The 17,596-nt window shown below is 65.1% G+C and carries 17 protein-coding genes; 8 read left to right on the top strand and 9 right to left on the bottom strand.

What is annotated here, in order from left to right; all coding sequences use genetic code 11:
- The first annotated feature begins 56 nt into the window (after positions 1-56).
- Positions 57-758: a monofunctional biosynthetic peptidoglycan transglycosylase gene (gene mtgA / locus AC3FKG_RS02505; RefSeq protein ID WP_483711536.1), complete on the top strand. Its 702-nt coding sequence runs from the start codon at positions 57-59 to the stop codon at positions 756-758.
- Positions 759-781: 23 nt separating this feature from the next.
- Here the strand turns inward: mtgA and corA are convergent, their stop codons facing one another.
- Complete coding sequence (gene corA / locus AC3FKG_RS02500) at positions 782-1,744, bottom strand: magnesium/cobalt transporter CorA (RefSeq protein WP_483709264.1); 963 nt, start codon at positions 1,742-1,744, stop codon at positions 782-784.
- A gap of 484 nt (positions 1,745-2,228) precedes the next feature.
- Positions 2,229-3,143: a DMT family transporter gene (locus AC3FKG_RS02495; protein WP_483709263.1), complete on the bottom strand. Its 915-nt coding sequence runs from the start codon at positions 3,141-3,143 to the stop codon at positions 2,229-2,231.
- Between the two features lie 200 nt (positions 3,144-3,343).
- Between AC3FKG_RS02495 and pyrF the strand changes: the two genes are divergently transcribed.
- A complete protein-coding gene (pyrF, locus tag AC3FKG_RS02490; protein WP_483709262.1) occupies positions 3,344-4,162 on the top strand; it encodes an orotidine-5'-phosphate decarboxylase in 819 nt (272 codons plus the stop codon).
- 73 nt (positions 4,163-4,235) lie between these two features.
- Here the strand turns inward: pyrF and AC3FKG_RS02485 are convergent, their stop codons facing one another.
- The 3 genes from AC3FKG_RS02485 to thiL all read right to left on the bottom strand — a co-directional run bounded on the left by AC3FKG_RS02485 (position 4,236) and on the right by thiL (position 6,471).
- Entirely contained in the window at positions 4,236-4,733 is a 498-nt protein-coding gene (locus AC3FKG_RS02485; protein ID WP_483709261.1) for a CinA family protein, read from the bottom strand.
- Between the two features lie 67 nt (positions 4,734-4,800).
- On the bottom strand, positions 4,801-5,367 hold the full coding sequence (locus tag AC3FKG_RS02480) for a phosphatidylglycerophosphatase A family protein (RefSeq protein ID WP_488742331.1): 567 nt from the start codon (positions 5,365-5,367) through the stop codon (positions 4,801-4,803).
- Between the two features lie 123 nt (positions 5,368-5,490).
- Positions 5,491-6,471 (bottom strand): thiamine-phosphate kinase, encoded by a 981-nt coding sequence (gene thiL, locus AC3FKG_RS02475; RefSeq protein WP_488742330.1) that lies wholly within the window; start codon positions 6,469-6,471, stop codon positions 5,491-5,493.
- Between the two features lie 311 nt (positions 6,472-6,782).
- On the opposite strand from thiL, the gene AC3FKG_RS02470 reads away from it, so the two are divergent.
- From AC3FKG_RS02470 to AC3FKG_RS02460, 3 genes are all read left to right on the top strand, one after another.
- Positions 6,783-9,107 (top strand): NADP-dependent malic enzyme, encoded by a 2,325-nt coding sequence (locus AC3FKG_RS02470; RefSeq protein ID WP_488742329.1) that lies wholly within the window; start codon positions 6,783-6,785, stop codon positions 9,105-9,107.
- Positions 9,108-9,473: 366 nt separating this feature from the next.
- Positions 9,474-9,842 (top strand): guanyl-specific ribonuclease, encoded by a 369-nt coding sequence (locus AC3FKG_RS02465; protein WP_483711535.1) that lies wholly within the window; start codon positions 9,474-9,476, stop codon positions 9,840-9,842.
- Positions 9,839-10,450 carry a barstar family protein gene (locus AC3FKG_RS02460; RefSeq protein WP_483709257.1) on the top strand — a complete coding sequence of 204 codons (612 nt, stop codon included), beginning with the start codon at positions 9,839-9,841 and terminating at the stop codon, positions 10,448-10,450. Before AC3FKG_RS02465 ends, AC3FKG_RS02460 begins: the two co-directional genes overlap by 4 nt.
- A 117-nt stretch (positions 10,451-10,567) precedes the next feature.
- Here AC3FKG_RS02460 and AC3FKG_RS02455 read toward each other — a convergent pair whose 3' ends face one another.
- The 3 genes from AC3FKG_RS02455 to AC3FKG_RS02445 are packed head-to-tail and all read right to left on the bottom strand — an operon-like array spanning position 10,568 to position 12,404.
- A complete protein-coding gene (locus AC3FKG_RS02455; RefSeq protein WP_488742328.1) occupies positions 10,568-11,185 on the bottom strand; it encodes a YidB family protein in 618 nt (205 codons plus the stop codon).
- A gap of 38 nt (positions 11,186-11,223) precedes the next feature.
- On the bottom strand, positions 11,224-11,973 hold the full coding sequence (locus tag AC3FKG_RS02450; protein WP_488742327.1) for a 16S rRNA (uracil(1498)-N(3))-methyltransferase: 750 nt from the start codon (positions 11,971-11,973) through the stop codon (positions 11,224-11,226).
- Positions 11,973-12,404 (bottom strand): VOC family protein, encoded by a 432-nt coding sequence (locus tag AC3FKG_RS02445; RefSeq protein WP_483709253.1) that lies wholly within the window; start codon positions 12,402-12,404, stop codon positions 11,973-11,975. The genes AC3FKG_RS02450 and AC3FKG_RS02445 overlap by 1 nt, the downstream gene beginning before the upstream one ends.
- Before the next feature lie 251 nt (positions 12,405-12,655).
- On the opposite strand from AC3FKG_RS02445, the gene tkt reads away from it, so the two are divergent.
- The 3 genes from tkt (at position 12,656) to AC3FKG_RS02430 (ending at position 17,030) form a co-directional block, all read left to right on the top strand.
- Complete coding sequence (gene tkt, locus AC3FKG_RS02440) at positions 12,656-14,689, top strand: transketolase (protein ID WP_483709251.1); 2,034 nt, start codon at positions 12,656-12,658, stop codon at positions 14,687-14,689.
- A gap of 60 nt (positions 14,690-14,749) precedes the next feature.
- The gene (gap, locus tag AC3FKG_RS02435; protein ID WP_211957310.1) at positions 14,750-15,748 is read left to right on the top strand and encodes a type I glyceraldehyde-3-phosphate dehydrogenase; all 999 of its coding nucleotides are present in this window, start codon (positions 14,750-14,752) and stop codon (positions 15,746-15,748) included.
- A 295-nt stretch (positions 15,749-16,043) separates the two neighbouring features.
- Positions 16,044-17,030, top strand: coding sequence for a LysR family transcriptional regulator (locus tag AC3FKG_RS02430; protein ID WP_483709249.1), 987 nt, complete (start codon positions 16,044-16,046; stop codon positions 17,028-17,030).
- Positions 17,031-17,122: 92 nt separating this feature from the next.
- On the opposite strand, the gene fur is transcribed toward AC3FKG_RS02430, so the two are convergent.
- Positions 17,123-17,554 carry a ferric iron uptake transcriptional regulator gene (fur, locus tag AC3FKG_RS02425; RefSeq protein ID WP_483709247.1) on the bottom strand — a complete coding sequence of 144 codons (432 nt, stop codon included), beginning with the start codon at positions 17,552-17,554 and terminating at the stop codon, positions 17,123-17,125.
- Positions 17,555-17,596 lie beyond the last annotated feature (42 nt).

The raw sequence follows: 17,596 nt of genomic DNA, 5'->3' as shown, positions 1-17,596 counted from the left end.
CGCCCGTGGCCACCCCACAGCGCACCGTGCGCGCCGCCGGCACGGCATTCGCCCCGATGCGCTGGGTTGGCTACCTGATCGCCTGCGTAGCGGCCGGCATCCTGGCGATGCAGGCCTACTTTTTCCTGCAGATCGCGGCCTGGCAATACGTGGCGCCTTCGTCCACGTCATTCATGCGCGCCGAGCGCTGGCGCCTGTGCGGCTTCAAGCTCTGGAACTGCGAGATTGACCGCCGCTGGGTGCCGTACGACCAGATCTCGCGCAATCTCAAGCGCGCGGTCATCGCCAGCGAGGATGCGGACTTCGTCAACCATCCCGGCTACGAGATCGACGCCATGCTGGACGCCTGGGAGCGCAACAAGAAGCGCGGCCGCGTCGTGCGCGGCGGCTCGACCATCACGCAGCAACTCGCCAAGAACCTGTTCCTGTCGCCCGAGCAGCATTACCTGCGCAAGGGCCAGGAACTGGCCATCACGTGGATGCTCGAGTTCTGGCTGGACAAGCAGCGCATCTTCGAGATCTACCTGAATTCCGTCGAGTGGGGCGAGGGCGTATTCGGTGCCGAGGCCGCGGCCCAGCACTATTTCCGCACCAGCGCGGGCAAGCTCGGCGTGGGCCAGGCCGCGCGCCTGGCGGCAGCGCTGCCGGCGCCGAAATGCTTCGACAAGAAGCAGTACTGCGCGAACGTGCGCGTCAACTTCAAGGTGAAGGCGGGGATTATTGCGCGGCGGATGGGGGCCGCGACGCTGCCGGATTGAATCCGGTCGCGTAACGCGGCTTCTCAGCCAAGCCATCCCTTCCTGCGGAAATACACCAGCGGAATCGCCGCCGACACCGCCATCAGCGCGATCGCCCACGGATACCCCGCAGCCCAGTCCAGTTCCGGCATGAACTTGAAGTTCATTCCGTAGATGCTCGCGATCAGCGTGGGCGGCATCAGCGCCACCGACACCACCGAGAACAGCTTGATGATCTTGTTCTGGTTGATGTTGATGAAACCGACGGTCGCGTCCATCAGGAAGTTGATCTTGTCGAACAGGAAGGCGGTGTGGTTCTCGATCGAGTCGATATCGCGCAGGATCTGGCGCGCCTCGTCCTGCTGCTCGGCTGACAGCAACTGGCTGCGCATCAGGAACGACACCGCGCGGCGCGTGTCCATGACGTTGCGGCGGATGCGGCCGTTAAGGTCTTCCTCGCGCGCGATGGTTTCCAGCACGTCGGCGGCGGCAGCGTCGGTCACGTTCTCGGCCAGTACGCGGCGGCTCGCTTCTTCCAGGCGTTCGTAGACTTCCTCGATCGAGTCGGCCGAGTATTCCGCGTCCGTCGCGTACAGGTCCATCAGCACGTCCTTGGCGTTGCGCACCGAGCCCGGGCGCATGCGCGCGCGCAGCCGCACCAGGCGGAACACCGGCAGGTCCTCGTCATGGATGGAGAACAGCACGTCACGCGTGAGCACGAAAGCCACGCGCACGTTGCGCGACGCCTCTTCCTCATCGAGCAGGAAGTCGGTGCGGATATGGATGTTCTCGTCCTCGCCTTCGAAATAACGCGCGGACGCTTCCAGGTCGCCCAGGTCTTCCAGTTCCGGCAGGGCTACGCCGTAGGTTTCCTTGATCCAGGCAAGTTCCTCGTCGTCGGGGCTGACGACGTCGATCCAGATCGGCTTGTGCTGAAGCAGCTCGCTGCGCTCGTCGACCTGCTCCTGGGCAAGCCGGCCTTTTTGCAGGACGAACAGGTTGATCATCCCCGGAATTCCTTATTGCTAATGCTGATTGCGACGAAAAAACAATGACAAGCGCGAAGACAAGCGCAGGCAGGCTCGCCGCATCCCAGGTGGTCCGGACCGGTTCAGTGCGGAATCACGGGCAAGCGTGATCGCGCTGCGCGGACGGCATCAGGCCGGCGGGCGCAAGGCGATGGCGTTTGCCTGGGGTGGCTGGCAAGCCGGGAGAGGGAAGATCCGCAATGGCACGGCACGCGCTTCGGTGGCCGTCGGCGATACGGAAAAACACTCGCCCGCATGGATTCTGCGGGCGATGCGACGAGGCGGGAGCGCGTGGCGGCTCCGGCGGTTCGTCTACGCAGCCCGCAGTGACATGGCATCCGACGAAGCTGCGTTAACGGCATCAACTGCGTTATCGCGGCAACTCGAACACCCGATGCTACTGCCCACGTAGTTTCTCCGGGATTGTGATGGCCGCGAGTGTAGCCCAACGCGGGGGGGCTTGTTAAGTGAAATCTCCACGCGCGGCGCCCGCCTGCAGGCGTCGCCGCAACAGTGGCACCAGCATCACCGACGATAGTGCCGCGAACATCAGCGCAATCGCCGTGTAGTCCTGCCAGTGCGGCTGCTCGCCGAGCATCCACATGCCTGAAAACACGCCGACCACGGGAATGAACATGACCGACAGGCTCGATACCACCGGCGGCAGGTTGCGCGCCAGCGCGAACCAGACCAGGTGGCAGTAGGCGAATACCACCACGGCGTTGTAGGCGATGGCACCCCATTCGGCAGCATTCGGCATGCGCCAGCCGGTCTCCAGCAAGAGCGTGCCCGCGGCCAGGAAGGGCAGGGTGACCGTCAGCATCCAGAACGTGAGCGTGCCGATCGGGATGTCGATTTGCGTGCGCTTCATGAGCTGCGTGCCGAAGCCCCAGCCGGCTGCCGCCGCGAGCATCAGCAAGGTGCCGGCCGGGCTGCCGGTCAGCGCGCGGATCTCGCCGGACAGCAGCAGGACGGTGCCGGCCAGCGCGCAGCCGATGCCGACCCAGGCCGACGCGCCGATGCGGTCACGGTACAGGACCAGCCCCCACACCACGGCCCAAATCGGCATGGTGTAGCCGAGGATCGCGGCGCGTCCGGACGACAGCATCTTGACCGCGCAGATTGCCAGCAAGTGCCAGAACACCATGTTCGGGATGGCCAGCTTGACGATGGTGGCCCATTGCGCGCGCGGCACGCGCAGCGATTCACCGCGCACGCGCAGCGCCAGGCCCAGCGCCACCACGCCGCCGGCCATGCAGAGCAGCCGGAAGCCCATGGCGGGGAAATGCGCCACGCCGATTTTCATGATGGGCCAGTTCACGCCCCAGGCAATGGTCAGGATGACCAGCAGGATGAGGCCGCGGCGATCGAGAGACATGTCGTGAATGGCGGCTGCGTGTCACGCCGCTCTTTGTTTTGACTTTGAGCGCGAAACGATAGCATGCAGCGGGTAAAATTGCCGGAAACGACATATGCTGCGTACAGGAGGGGCCTATCCGTCCCAGCGCCCCAGCCCGCAGCGACCGGTCGCCCGCCCCGTGCAGGCGGCGCCGGAGCCAACAGGATATCGAGTAGCCCATGACCTTTATCGAGCAGCTGTCTGCCGCCTGGCAGCGCAACGATTCCCTCCTCTGCGTCGGACTCGATCCCGATCCGCAGAAGCTGCCGCTGTCCCTGACCGGGGCGGGCGGCGCCATCTTTTCCTTCTGCCGCGAGATCGTCGACGCCACCGCCGACCTGGTCTGCGCATTCAAGCCGCAGATCGCCTACTTCCATTCGCAGCGCGCCGAAGACCAGCTCGAGCAGCTGATTCACTATATCCATGACGCCCATCCGGGCATCCCGGTGATCCTGGACGCCAAGCGCGGCGACATCGGCTCGACCGCCGAGCACTATGCCAGCGAAGCGTTCGAACGCTACAAGGCCGATGCGGTGACCGTCAGCCCCTACATGGGCTTCGACTCGATGCAGCCGTACCTGGCCTATCCGGACCGCGGCGTGATCGTGCTGTGCCGGACGTCGAACCCGGGCGGATCGGATGTGCAGTTCCTTCAGGTGGATGGTAAGCCGCTTTATCAGCTGGTGGCCGAGGCGGCCAGGGAGCGGTGGAACACCACGGGGCAAATGGGCCTGGTGGTCGGCGCAACGTTCCCGAACGAGATCGCGCGCGTGCGCCAGATCGTCGGCGATATGCCGTTGCTGATCCCGGGCATTGGCGCGCAGGGCGGCGATATCGAGGCCACCGTCAAGGCCGGCCGCACGGCGGATGGCACCGGCATGATGATCAATTCGTCGCGCGCCATCCTCTATGCCAGTCGCGAAAAGGACTTCGCGACCGCGGCGCGCAATGTGGCGATGCAGACGCGGGATGTCATCAATCGCTATCGCCACGGCTAAACCGCGCCGGGCAGGCGCAAAACGTCGCGACAACTGAAAAGGCCGCGCCCCAACGGGCGCGGCCTTTGTCGTTTCAGGCTTCGTTGCGCACCAGGTCGAGCAGGCCGCGCATGGCGTGCTCCGCCGCCTGGCGGCGGATCTGCGCGCGGTCGCCCTTGAAGCGCTGGGTCTCGGTGCGCGTGGTAATGCGGTTGCTCCAGCCGAAGCAGACCATGCCGACCGGCTTGTCGGCGGTGCCGCCATTGGGTCCGGCCACGCCCGTGATCGACAGCGATACTTGTGCGCGGCTGTTGAGCAGCGCGCCCTCGGCCATCGCCCTGGCGACTTCCTCGCTGACGGCGCCGTGGTCGCGGATCAGCTTGGCGGGCACGCCGATCATCGTGCTCTTGGCCTCGTTCGAGTACGTGACAAAGCCGCGCTCGAACCATCCTGACGAGCCGGAGACATCGGTGATGGCCGCGGCCACCAGCCCGCCGGTGCAGGATTCGGCCGTGGCCAGCGTCAGCGATCTTTCGGCGAGGGCTACGCCAGCCTGGATGGCAAGTTGATCGAGCAAGCGGCTGATGGACATAGGTGAAAGTTGCCTGGCAATGGAAGGGGCTTGGCGGGTGAACCGTCGTGCAAGCGTGGCAAGGATGTCAGAACGAGCGCCACAACGCGAACACCAGCAAGGTGTAGAACGCCGCGAAGATGTCGTCGAACATCACGCCGAACGCGCCGCGCAGCCCCGGGCCCTTGAGCGAGCGGTCGTAATAGGCGATCGGCGCTGGCTTGGCGATATCGAACAGCCGGAACCACAGGAAGGCGGCGAACTGGCCCCAGAGGCCCGTGGGCATGACGAACGTCAGCACCAGCCAGAACGCGATGATCTCGTCCCAGACCATGCTGCCGTGGTCGTGCACGCCCATGTCGCGCGCGGTGCGTGCACAGGCCCACAGCCCGATCAGAAAGCCGGCGCCGATGATCCACAGCCAGGTGGTCGGCTCGATCCACAGCGAGATGACGGCAAAGGAGAGCCACCCGTAGAGCGTGCCCACGGTACCGGGGCTGACCGGCGACAGGCCGGAGCCGAAGCCGAGGGCGATCAGGCGCGCCGGATGCGCCAGCATGAAGCGCGCCGTGGGCCGGGTCACCTTGGCGGTTTGCCCGGCTTCGAGGGTCATGGCGGGGTCGCGCGGCGCGGCCGCGGGAGGGGAGGTCGACATCAGGATTTGGCTCGTGTGCTTATGTTTTATGTCCGCGGCGCCTTGCGTGCCAGTTTCCCGGGTTCCCTCCCCGGTTTGCCGGCGCTCACGATGCCGGCATCATGACACGGTCGTATGCCGCTGTCAGGACGAGGCGAAGTGGTCGAAGCTGGCGCCGGCATAGGTCACCGGGCTGCCATGGCGGTCGACCAGTCGTAATCCTGGCTCGGGCGTGATCGCGCCGACCCGGGTCAGTGGCAGTTCCAGGCGCTCCGCGATCGCGGCGATGGCCTCGCGGTTGCCGATGGGCGCGGTGAAGCACAGTTCGTAGTCGTCGCCCCCGGCCAGCACGCATTCGCGCTGCAGCGCTTCGGGCTGGCTGGCCAGCACTTCCGAGCGCGGCAGCGCATCGGCATCAAGCAGTGCGCCGACCTGCGAGCGCGCCAGGATGTGCCCGAGGTCGCCGATCAGCCCATCTGAAATATCGAGTGCGGCATGCGCCACGCCGCGGAGCGCCAGGCCTAGCGCGATTCGCGGGGAGGGGGTTTCCATGCGCGGGCGCACGCGGCTGAAGTCGGGTTCGGGGAGCAGCCACTCGCCACGGCAATCGCCGAGGGCAAGGCGGGCATCGCCGAGCGTGCCGGAAACCCAGATATCGTCGCCGGGACGCGCGGCGTCGCGCCGCAGCGCGGCGCGCGGCGGCACATCGCCGAATACGGTCAGGCTGAGCGTAAGCGGCCCGCGTGTCGTGTCGCCGCCGATCAGCTCGCATCCGTGGGCGTCCGCCAGTGCCAGCATGCCTGCAGCCAGTTCCTCCAGCCAGGCGGGATCGGCCTCGGGCAGTGCCAGTGCCAGCGTGAACGCGCGCGGCTCGGCGCCCATGGCTGCCAGGTCGGAGAGGTTGACCGCCAGCGCCTTGTGCCCGAGCGCCCGGGGCGGCACATCGGCAAAGAAATGCCGGCCACTGACCAGCATGTCGGTACTGATTGCGAGATGATGGCCGGGCCGCGGGTCAATCAGCGCGCAGTCGTCGCCCACGCCGAGCACAGCTTTGCGCACCGGCCGGGTGAAGAAGCGGCGGATCAGGTCGAACTCGGAGAGCTGCGCGCGGCGGATCGTGGACATTGGATTAAGCGGGCCAGGCCGGCGCTGGCGCAAAAAAGGCGGATCGGGACAAGGATGCTGCCTGCCAGGGGGCTCGGCAAGATACCGCAGCGGGCGGCAGCAGTGACTGTTGCTTGCTGTTCAAGGCCTGCGGCTTGGGGCATATTGTACCGAATCACAATGCTGGTCCTCGCAAAATGCTTATTGTGAAATAATATTTCACAATGTAAAATGCCGGGTCCAGAGGAAGAGATGGGCGGGCACGTGGAGCCGGTCCGCCATCATCCCGAAGCCACGTCAAATGACGGCTCCACCGATTGGAATATGCGCCGATGACCAGCCCTCAGCAGTCCCCGTCCCAAGACGATCTGAAACAGCAGCAGCGTGAGGCGCTGCGCAAAGCGGCGCTCGAGTACCACGAGTTTCCGACGCCAGGGAAGATCTCCGTTACGCCGACCAAGCCGCTGTCCAACCAGCGCGACCTGGCCCTGGCCTATTCGCCAGGCGTCGCGGCTGCCTGCGAGGAAATCGTCGCCGATCCGGCGAATTCGTTCCGCTACACCGCGCGCGGCAACCTGGTGGCCGTGATCACCAACGGCACCGCCGTGCTGGGCCTGGGCGATATTGGCGCCGCGGCGTCCAAGCCGGTGATGGAAGGCAAGGCCGGCCTGTTCAAGAAATTTGCCGGCATCGACGTCTTCGACATCGAAATCGACGAAAAAGACCCCGAAAAGCTGGTGCAGGTCATTGCTGCGCTGGAACCGACCTTCGGCGGCATCAACCTGGAAGACATCAAGGCGCCGGAGTGCTTCTACGTGGAGCGCACGCTGCGCGACAAGATGAAGATCCCCGTCTTCCACGATGACCAGCACGGCACCGCAATCGTGGTCGCCGCGGCCGTCATCAACGGCCTGACGGTGGTAGGCAAGGACATCAAGAAGGTCAAGCTGGTGGCCTCTGGCGCGGGCGCAGCGGCGCTGGCCTGCCTGGACCTGCTGGTGGACCTGGGCCTGCCCATCGAGAATATCTGGGTGACCGATCTGGCCGGCGTGGTCTATGAAGGCCGTACCGAGCTGATGGACCCGGAAAAGGCACGCTTCTGCCAGAGGACCGACAAGCGCAAGCTTGGCGAGGTGATCGACGGCGCCGACATCTTCCTGGGCCTGTCCGCCGCTGGTGTGCTCAAGCAGGACATGGTCCAGCGCATGGCCGACAAGCCGCTGGTGCTGGCGCTGGCGAACCCGAACCCCGAAATTGCACCGGAACTGGTCAAGGAAGTTCGCCCGGACGCCATCATGGCGACCGGCCGTACCGACTACCCGAACCAGGTCAACAACGTCCTGTGCTTCCCGTTCATCTTCCGCGGTGCGCTGGATTGCGGTGCGACCACCATCACGCGCGAGATGGAAATCGCCGCTGCCAACGCGATTGCCGAACTGGCGCGCCAGGAGCAGAGCGATATCGTCGCCTCGGCCTACGGTATCCAGGACCTCTCGTTCGGTCCGGAATACCTGATCCCGAAGCCGTTCGACCCGCGCCTGATCGTGTGGGTGGCCCCGGCAGTGGCGGAAGCCGCCATGAAGTCCGGCGTGGCCTCGCGTCCGATCGAGGACATGGACGCCTACCGCCTGCAGCTGCAGCAGTTCGTGTACCACTCGGGCACGCTGATGAAGCCGATCTACGCCGCCGCCCGCAAGGTCGAGATGGCGAAGAAGCGCATCGTCTTCGCCGAGGGCGAGGAAGAGCGCGTGCTGCGCGCCGTGCAGGTGATCGTCGATGAAAAGCTGGCCAACCCGATCCTGATCGGCCGCCCGGCAGTGCTGCAGCACCGCATCGAGCGTTTCGGCCTGCGTCTGCGCCCGGGCGTGGACTTCACCGTGGTCAACCCCGAGCACGACGACCGTTTCCGCGACTATTCCGATACCTACTATCGGACGATGGCGCGCGAAGGTGTCACGCCGCAATATGCCAAGCTCGAACTGCGTCGCCGCACCACGCTGATCGGCGCGATGCTGGTCAAGAAGGGCGAAGCCGATGGCATGATCTGCGGCACCGTCAGCAACACCGCCGCGCATCTGCGCTACATCGACCAGGTGCTTGGCGGCACCAACAAGGTCTACGCAGCCATGAACGGCCTCGTGCTGCCGGGCCGCCAGATCTTCCTGGTCGATACGCACGTGAACGTCGACCCGACTGCCGACGAACTGGCCGAGATCACCCTGATGGCCGCGGAAGAGCTCAAGCGCTTTGGTATCGAACCCAAGGTGGCGCTGCTGTCGCACTCGAATTTCGGCTCGTCCGAAGCGCCGTCGGCGCGCAAGATGCGCGATACGCTGGCCATCCTGCGCGAACGTGCCCCGGAACTCGAGATCGATGGCGAGATGCATGGCGACAGCGCGTTGGACCAGAAGCTGCGCGACAGCCTCGTGCCGGACGGCTCGCTCAAGGGCGAAGCCAACCTGCTGGTCTGCCCGAACATCGACGCGGCCAATATCTCCTACAACCTGCTGAAGGTTGCGGCGGGCAACAACGTCGCGATCGGCCCGATCCTGCTGGGCGTGAAGGCGCCCGTGCACATCCTGACGCCGTCGGCGACAGTGCGCCGCATCGTCAACATGACGTCGCTGGTGGTGGTCGACTCCGCCGCCAAGCGCTAAGCCGAATCCGGCTCAGCGGGGCGAAAAAGCCGGGCATGCCCGGCTTTTTTTGCGCCTTGGATTTTCCTGTTAGTATGCGCACACATCCTATTAACACATTGAAACAATTGAGGATTTTGCGCTGGCGGAGGGCCGGGATTGATTAATTTCCTGCATGCGCGTACCCTTACGCCTTTGATGCAGGCGCTCGCCACGAGCGCTCCGGTGAGGTCGGCGGCTAGCAAGCCGGCCAGGGTGGCCCGGACAACTTGTCTACCCAGCAGGCGGCAGGCTCGATTTCCGGTTCAACCAAGACAGACCAACGTGGGTTCCCAGATTCCCCTGATTCAGCAGCGGCAAACTTGGCCGTTGCGCGGCCGGCGCGCGCTGGCGAGCGCCCTGTCGGGCGTGGTCCTGGCGCTGGCATGTATTCAGCCGTCACTGGCAAGGCAGCAGGCCGAAGGGCTCCCGGGAACCATTGCCGTGCAGCAATTGCCCAATGAAGCACGGCAGACGCTGGAGCGCATTGAGGCCGGCGGGCCGTATCCCTATGAGAAGGACGGCTCGCGCTTCGGCAACTACGAACGTATCCTCCCTCAACAACAACGCGGCTATTACCGTGAATATACGGTCAAGAGCCAGAGCAGCCGGAACCGGGGAGCAAAGCGGATCGTTTGCGGTGGCGACCAGCGCGCGGCGAACGACTGCTATTACACAGAAGACCACTACAACAGCTTCAAACGGATAACCAAATGATGACTGACATTTTCGGATTGGGCGACGCCCTTGCCGCCCGCGAGGAGCGCGGCGCCGGAGATGGCTGGCAGCGGGCGCAGCAGCAGGCCCAGAACCTTTACGACAACGTGCTGATGATGCCGCGCCAAGAGCTCACGCACAAACTTCCGCCCGCCGCTCCGGCCGCCGTGCCGGCCATCGCGAGCTGGGCCGACGGGGCCGAGGGAGCCATGAACCTGTTCAAGTCGGTGCGCCCGAACATTGTCCAGTCGATCCGCGCTTTCCGCGTACCTGACCTCGCCCAGGCGGCCGCCGAGCTCGGCCAGCATTTCCTGTATGCGAACTGCGCCCATTGTGCGAGCAAGGCGGAGATCCTGGAAACCATCGCGACTTCGTTCACGTTCCCCAAGCATTTCGGCAAGAACTTCGACGCGCTGGCCGATTGCCTGACCGACATGATCCACAAGGCCGGCCAGCAGCCGGGCTTCGTGATCGTGCTGGAAGGCCTGCCGATCGCGCAGAAGTTCGATAAGGAAGCGCGCGAGGTCCTGCTGGACGTGTTCCGCGATGCGGCCGAGTTCTGGGGCGAGCGCAAGGTTCAGTTCCGCGTGTTCTATTCGTTTGCCTGATTAGCGGTTCGCCGCGCGGGGCCGAAGGCTCCCGTCGGACGTGAAGAAACGAAGCCCGCGATCGTCACCGACGATCGCGGGCTTTGGCTTTTTTTTACGGACCTGGCCGCGGAGCGTTCAGGATTGCGACGGCAAGTGCCCGTGCGGGGTCAGCCGGTCGATCAGTTCGGGCAGGCCTTCGCTGAGCTGAGCCGCCACGTCGTCCTGCGACATGCCGGTCGAGTTGGCCAGCGATTCGAGCACGCCAGTGTCGCCTAGCGCATTGCTCAAAGCTGATGGCGTCACGGGCTGGTTGCTGCCCGAGCCAATCCAAGAATCGACCTGTTCGCCGAGGCCAGACTGCGCGAGCACATCGCGCAATGCACCGATGCCACCGCTCGCGGCGCCGAGCGCCTGGCTGTTGGCCGGCGCGCCGCCCTGGCCGCCGAGCAGCCCACCGAGCAGCGAGCCGAGATCCAGGCCGCCGCTGGCGCCGCCGCCACCAGCGCCGCCGGCCAGCCCGCCCAGCAAGCCGCCGAGGCTTCCCAGTCCGCCAAGCCCGTCATCCTGCCCCGGCTGCGCCGTGCCTTCCGTTGCGCCGCCCCCCTTGTGCCGCATCGCCATCATGGCCAGCAGCCCGAGCGCCATCATCAGCTTCGGGTTCAGGCCGCCAGCGCTTTGGCCTTCGCCCTCGCCCTGGCGAGCGCCGCCGAGTTGCCCGAGCACTCCGCCCAGCACGCTATCGAGTAATCCCATGGTCGACTCCTCTTCAAGAAGGACGGCGTGCGCCGCCATCAAAATCCGCCAAGCAAGGCGTTCAGCGTGGCCAGGCAAGCCAGCCCGGCGGTTTCGGTCCGCAGGATGCGCGGGCCGAGTGACACGGCGGTGAAGCCGGCATGCAGCGCCGCCTCTTCTTCTTCCGGCGCCAGGCCGCCTTCCGGTCCGATCAGCAGCGTGGCGCCGCCGGCCAGCAGCGTTTCCCGGTTTGCCGCGGCGTAGGCGGGAAGCGACTGAACCGCGCGCGGCGACACCAGCAATCGCGCGCCTTCGCCCGGCGCGCGCAGCCAAGTATCCAAGTTAGCCACCGGCGCGACTGCCGGCAAGCGATTGCGTCCGCATTGCTCGCAGGCGGCTTCGACCAGGGCCTGCCAGTGCGCTTGCCGCTTCTGCGCGCGCTCGCCGCTCAGCCGCACGACCGAGCGCGCGGCCTGCAACGGCTGGATCGCCGCTACGCCAAGCTCGACGGCCTTCTCGATCAGCCAGTCCATCTTGTCGCCGCCGGCCAATCCTTGCGCCAGCGTGACGCGGAACGGCGGCTCGGCTTCAGTCGTGTCGTGATCGCCGACGCGCGCGAGCGCGTGGCGCTTGCCCAGTTCGGTCAGGGTGGCGGCATGGCTTCCCCCACGCCCGTCGAAGAGGGTCATGGCGTCGCCGGTCTCCAGGCGCAGCACCTGGACGTGGCGGACGACGGCTTCGGGCAGCTCGAAATCGGTACCGGCGGCAAGCGCCGCCTCGGCGCTGCCGACAAAGAAACGGGGTGGCATCAGCTTGTCTTGCCTTCCTGGTTGGCGGCTGCGGGTTTGGCGAAGCCCCAGCGGTAACCGTCCTGGTCTTCCACCATGCAGTAGCGGTCGCCCCAGAACTGGTCGGCCGGCTCCATCAGGCTGACAGCGCCGGCGGCGACGGCTTGCGCGTGCATGGCGTCGACGTCATCGCAATAGACGTAAAAGGTCTGCGGGCACTCCACGCCGAGCGAGCGCGGCGTGCGTGCCGTGCTGCCCCAGGCGCCCTCGGGCGCGAACATCACGATGAGTTCGCCGTGGTAGTGCATTTCGACGTGGGTGGGCACGCCGTTTTCATCGACCACGTTGGCCGCCGCGAAGCCGAAGGCGCGCTGGTAGAAGTCCAGGGCTGCGCGTGCGTTGCTGACGGTCAGGTAAGGGGTGAGCCTCGGGGTGTTGGCCGGTCTCGTCATGATCGTCTCCTGTCGGGAAACCTAGCGCTGCCAAACGGCACGCGGTGCGAGCGTGCATCTTACGCGTGCCGGAGAGCGCTGTCGAAGTCCGTACCCCCACGGGAAAAGTGCACCATGCGGGCGCCGCCGTACCTGTGCGATTACCGCCCCGCGCCCGACCTGGCTGCTCCCGCCGCTACGGCCGGATTTGCCCCCGGTATCTGTTAAAATTGCGGTTTTCCTGCCGCCAGGCCCAGCGCCATTACGCCCGCATGTCCGCCCTCGCTCATCCTGCCACAAGTCCTTTCGCTTCCCAGCCTGCCAAGCTGATGGCCGACGCCATTCGCGTGCTTGCCATGGACGCGGTCCAGCAAGCCAATTCCGGCCACCCGGGCGCGCCGATGGGCATGGCCGATATCGCCGTGGCGCTGTGGGGCCGGCACCTGAAGCACAACCCGGCCAACCCGCACTGGGCCGACCGTGACCGCTTCGTGCTGTCCAACGGCCACGGCTCGATGCTGATCTACGCGCTGCTGCACCTGACCGGCTATGACCTGCCGATCGAAGAGCTGAAGAACTTCCGCCAGCTCCACAGCAAGACCGCGGGCCACCCCGAATACGGCATTACCCCCGGCGTCGAAACCACCACCGGCCCGCTGGGCCAGGGCATCACCAACGCGGTTGGCATGGCGCTGGCCGAACGCCTGCTGGGCGAGGAGTTCAACCGCCCGGGCTTCGACATCGTCAACCACCACACCTACGTGTTCCTGGGCGATGGCTGCCTGATGGAAGGCATCAGCCACGAGGCCTGCTCGCTGGCCGGCACGCTGAAGCTGAACAAGCTCATCGCGATGTGGGACGACAACGGCATCTCGATCGACGGCGACGTGGTGCACTGGTTCAACGACGACACCCCGAAGCGCTTCGAAGCCTACGGCTGGAATGTCATCCGTGGCATCGACGGCCATGACGTGACCGCCGTCGACCTCGCCATCGCGCAGGCCAAGGCGAGCGACAAGCCGACCCTGATCTGCTGCCGCACCAAGATCGGCAAGGGCGCGCCGAACAAGGAAGGTGGCCACGATGTGCACGGCGCGCCTCTGGGCGGCGCCGAAGTGCTGGCCACGCGCGAGGCGCTGGGCTGGGCCCATGCCCCGTTCGAAGTGCCGGCCGACGTCTACGACGCCTGGGACGCCAAGGCCACCGGCCAGGCCCTGGAAAAGGCCTGGACCGCGCTGTTCGAAGGCTACGCTGACCGCCACCCGTACGAAGCCGGTGAATTCCAGCGCCGCATGCGCGGCGAACTGCCGGGATCCTTCGATGCCGCCGTCGACGCCTTCATCGCCAAGTGCGAGGAAAAGGCCGAGACCATCGCCACTCGCAAGGCCAGCCAGAACACCATCGAGGCCTTCGGCCCGGTGCTGCCCGAGTTCCTCGGCGGCTCGGCCGACCTGACCGGCTCGAACCTGACCAACTGGTCGGGCAGCCAACCGGTGCGCGTCGATGCCTGGGGCAACCACATCAACTATGGCGTGCGCGAGTTCGGCATGAGCGCCATCATGAACGGCATCGCGCTGCATGGCGGCTATATCCCCTACGGCGCCACGTTCCTGACGTTCTCGGACTACAGCCGCAACGCGCTGCGCATGGCGGCGCTGATGAAGATCCGCTCGCTCTTTGTGTTCACGCACGATTCCATCGGCCTGGGCGAGGACGGCCCGACGCACCAGTCGATCGAGCACGTCGCCAGCCTGCGCCTGATCCCGAACCTGGACGTGTGGCGTACCGCCGACACCACCGAGACCGCGGTGGCCTGGGCCCAGGCCGTGCGCCGCGAAAACGGCCCGAGCTGCCTGATCTTCAGCCGCCAGAACCTGCCGTTCCAGCAGCGTGACGGTGCCACTCGCGCCAATATCGCCCGCGGCGGCTATGTGCTGCGCGACGGTACCAACCCGAAGACCGGCCGCCCTGACGCGGCCATCCTCGCCACCGGCTCGGAAGTCGGCCTGGCTGTCGGTGCCGCTGACCAGCTGGCGATCGAAGGCGTGCATGTGCGCGTGGTGTCGATCCCGTCGACGAGCGTGTTCGACAAGCAGGACGCCGCCTACAAGGCCAGCGTGCTGCCCGCGGGCGTGCCGCGCGTGGCCGTGGAAGCCGGTGTGACGGATTTCTGGTGGAAATATCAGGTCCAGGCTGTTGTGGGCATCGACACCTTCGGCGAATCGGCTCCGGCGGGCGTGCTGTTCAAGCACTTTGGCTTCACCGTCGACAACGTGGTCCGGACCGTCAAGGACACGTTGCAATAACTTTCCGGCGGACAACCCGACGCCCCAGTTTTCTAGCATCAGGCATCTCAGGAGATATACATGACCATCAAGATCGGCATCAACGGCTTCGGCCGCATCGGGCGCATGGTGTTCCGCGCCGCCGCCGCCAACTTCAAGGACATCGAAGTCGTTGCCATCAACGACCTGCTCGAACCCGACTACCTGGCGTACATGCTGAAGTACGACTCGGTGCATGGCCGTTTCGACGGTGAAGTGTCGGTCGACGGCAACACGCTGGTCGTCAACGGCAAGAAGATCCGCCTGACGGCCGTCAAGGACCCGTCCGAACTGAAGTGGGGCGAAGTCGGCGCCGACGTGGTGATCGAGTCGACCGGCATCTTCCTGACCAAGGAAGGCGCGCAGAAGCACATCGACGCGGGCGCCAAGAAGGTGATCATGTCGGCCCCGTCCAAGGACGACACCCCGATGTTCGTGTACGGCGTGAACCACGAGACGTACAAGGGCGAAGCGATCATCTCGAACGCCAGCTGCACTACCAACTGCCTGGCTCCGGTAGCCAAGGTGCTGAATGACAAGTGGGGCATCAAGCGCGGCCTGATGACCACCGTGCATGCTGCCACCGCCACGCAGAAGACCGTTGACGGCCCGTCCAACAAGGACTGGCGCGGCGGCCGCGGCATTCTGGAAAATATCATCCCGTCGTCGACCGGCGCCGCCAAGGCCGTTGGCGTGGTGATCCCGCAACTGAACAAGAAGCTGACCGGCATGTCGTTCCGCGTGCCGACCTCGGACGTGTCCGTGGTCGACCTGACCGTCGAACTGGAAAAGTCGGCGTCGTACGAAGAAATCTGTGCCGAAATGAAGGCCCAGAGCCAGGGCGCGCTGAAGGGCGTGCTGGGCTACACCGAAGACAAGGTCGTTGCCACGGACTTCCGCGGCGATGCTCGCACCTCGATCTTCGACGCTGAAGCCGGCATCGCACTGGACGGCACCTTCATCAAGGTCGTGAGCTGGTACGACAACGAGTGGGGCTATTCGAACAAGTGCCTGGAAATGGCGCGCGTGGTGGCCAAGTAAGCCCGCTTGTCGTTAAAAACGCGCCTTCGGGCGCGTTTTTTTGTTTTGAGCGCGCCGCTGCCGACAGCGGCTGCGCGGCGGGCCCGCCGGGCACGGCTGGAGTTTCATGAAAGTAGGCGAAATTCGCTCATACTGGCGGGAAAACGCCGACCATTGTCAGGAGCGAAATGCCGAATCTGCTTTCCGCTGCCGTTTTTTCCACTTACACTGATAACGAGCCGTTGATATCTGATGTGCAGCCAGTGCAAGTCGCGGGGCCATCTTTGATGAGAATAAATCGGAACAGGGCCTGATCATGGTGAACGTGGACACCAAGCTTCTTGTGATTTTCACCGAACTGCTGAGCAAGCGGAACGCGACCTATGTCGCGGAGAAAATGCACATGACGGCCCCGGCCGTATCGCATTCGCTGGGCCGGCTGCGCGAGATCTTCGACGATCCGCTCTTTATCCGCGTGCCGCACGGTCTGACGCCGACGCCGCGCGCGCTGGAACTGGGCCCCAAGATCCGCGACATGCTGGACCTGTGGTCGTCGATCAACGAAGGCGACGCCGACAATTTCGACCCGGCGATCGCGACGGGCACCCTGAGCATCGGTTTCGCCGCCGAACTCGGCGATACGGTGTTCAATCGCTTCGTACTGCGCATCAAACAGCTGGCGCCCGAGTTGCATATCAAGCTGGTCGAATCGCATTCCTGGGAAAGCGACGTGGCGTCGATGCGCGCCAACGAGCTCGACCTGGCGTTTTCACCGTTCCCGACGCGGCACCCGGAAATCGTCGAGGAAATGGTCACGTCGCTGAGCCTGTGGGTCTGCGCGCGCAAGAACCATCCCCTGCTGAAAGGCCAGTGCACGCTGGAGCAGTATCTCGATTGCGGCCATATCTTCATGGCGCACTCGGGTGGCGCCGGCCGGCCTGCGCCGTCGCTGATTCCGCTGGACTACGCACTGCAGCAGCGCGGACTGAAGCGCAATGCCACGCTGACCGTGCACTCGTGGCGGGCGCAAGCCGAACTCGCCGCGCAGACGGACATGATTTTCACGGTCAATGCCCTGACCAAGGACATGGCTTGCGAAACCTATGGTCTCAAGGCGTTCCCGCTGCCAGCCGAGCTGAACACCACGGTAGGCCTGAATATGTTCTGGCACCGCAGCCGCAACACGCACCCGATGCTGGTCTGGGCGCGCGGCCTGTTCCGCCAGGTGGTCGGTGAATTCGTGGGGGTGCCCGCGGCCAAGCCGCTACGCGTGGTGACCGAACAGGACGTCGAAGCGCCCTGACCGGTGCCGCACGGCGGACCCATGAAAAACCGGCGCCTGGGCGCCGGTTTTTTTTTTCTTGCTCGGTTCCGCCGCACACGGCGACGCACGGCTTATCGTTTTGGTCTGTGGGGACAATCAATCTTGGTGCAATTGCCATACAGCGACAACGCATGTTCCTGCAGGGCAAAGCCGCGCTCGCGCGCAATGCTTTGCTGGCGTTGCTCGATCTCGCCATCGAAGAACTCTTCGACACGGCCGCAATCGAGACACACCAGGTGGTCGTGGTGCTTGCCTTCGTTGAGTTCGAAGATGGCCTTGCCGGATTCGAAGTTGTTGCGCGAAAGGAGGCCCGCTTGCTCGAACTGCGTGAGCACGCGGTAAACGGTCGCCAGGCCGATATCCATATGCTCGTTGAGCAGGATTCGGTAGACGTCTTCAGCGCTCAGATGGCGCTGTTCACTGGTCTGAAAAATCTCAAGGATCTTCAGCCTGGGCACGGTCGCCTTCAGGCCGATATTCTTGAGCTCCGCCGGACTCGGCATGGGCATGACTCCCTAGAGTACAATGTCTGGATAGTTGAATCA

It is taken from the genome of Cupriavidus sp. 22TCCZM04-2, from assembly GCF_057798895.1.
Note: the sequence above shows the minus strand (reverse complement) of the source record. Positions and strands in the feature narration are given on the sequence as shown.

Coding starts and splice junctions, on each gene's coding strand:
- AC3FKG_RS02495 (WP_483709263.1), bottom strand. CDS start 3,143: ATGTCTCTCGATCGCCGCGGCCTCATCCTGCTGGTCATCCTGACCATT.
- AC3FKG_RS02455 (WP_488742328.1), bottom strand. CDS start 11,185: ATGGGATTACTCGATAGCGTGCTGGGCGGAGTGCTCGGGCAACTCGGC.
- mtgA (WP_483711536.1), top strand. CDS start 57: ATGCGCTGGGTTGGCTACCTGATCGCCTGCGTAGCGGCCGGCATCCTG.
- AC3FKG_RS02480 (WP_488742331.1), bottom strand. CDS start 5,367: ATGTCGACCTCCCCTCCCGCGGCCGCGCCGCGCGACCCCGCCATGACC.
- tkt (WP_483709251.1), top strand. CDS start 12,656: ATGTCCGCCCTCGCTCATCCTGCCACAAGTCCTTTCGCTTCCCAGCCT.
- pyrF (WP_483709262.1), top strand. CDS start 3,344: ATGACCTTTATCGAGCAGCTGTCTGCCGCCTGGCAGCGCAACGATTCC.
- AC3FKG_RS02430 (WP_483709249.1), top strand. CDS start 16,044: ATGGTGAACGTGGACACCAAGCTTCTTGTGATTTTCACCGAACTGCTG.
- AC3FKG_RS02445 (WP_483709253.1), bottom strand. CDS start 12,404: ATGACGAGACCGGCCAACACCCCGAGGCTCACCCCTTACCTGACCGTC.
- AC3FKG_RS02485 (WP_483709261.1), bottom strand. CDS start 4,733: ATGTCCATCAGCCGCTTGCTCGATCAACTTGCCATCCAGGCTGGCGTA.
- thiL (WP_488742330.1), bottom strand. CDS start 6,471: ATGTCCACGATCCGCCGCGCGCAGCTCTCCGAGTTCGACCTGATCCGC.
- fur (WP_483709247.1), bottom strand. CDS start 17,554: ATGCCGAGTCCGGCGGAGCTCAAGAATATCGGCCTGAAGGCGACCGTG.
- AC3FKG_RS02450 (WP_488742327.1), bottom strand. CDS start 11,973: ATGCCACCCCGTTTCTTTGTCGGCAGCGCCGAGGCGGCGCTTGCCGCC.
- corA (WP_483709264.1), bottom strand. CDS start 1,744: ATGATCAACCTGTTCGTCCTGCAAAAAGGCCGGCTTGCCCAGGAGCAG.
- gap (WP_211957310.1), top strand. CDS start 14,750: ATGACCATCAAGATCGGCATCAACGGCTTCGGCCGCATCGGGCGCATG.
- AC3FKG_RS02470 (WP_488742329.1), top strand. CDS start 6,783: ATGACCAGCCCTCAGCAGTCCCCGTCCCAAGACGATCTGAAACAGCAG.
- AC3FKG_RS02460 (WP_483709257.1), top strand. CDS start 9,839: ATGATGACTGACATTTTCGGATTGGGCGACGCCCTTGCCGCCCGCGAG.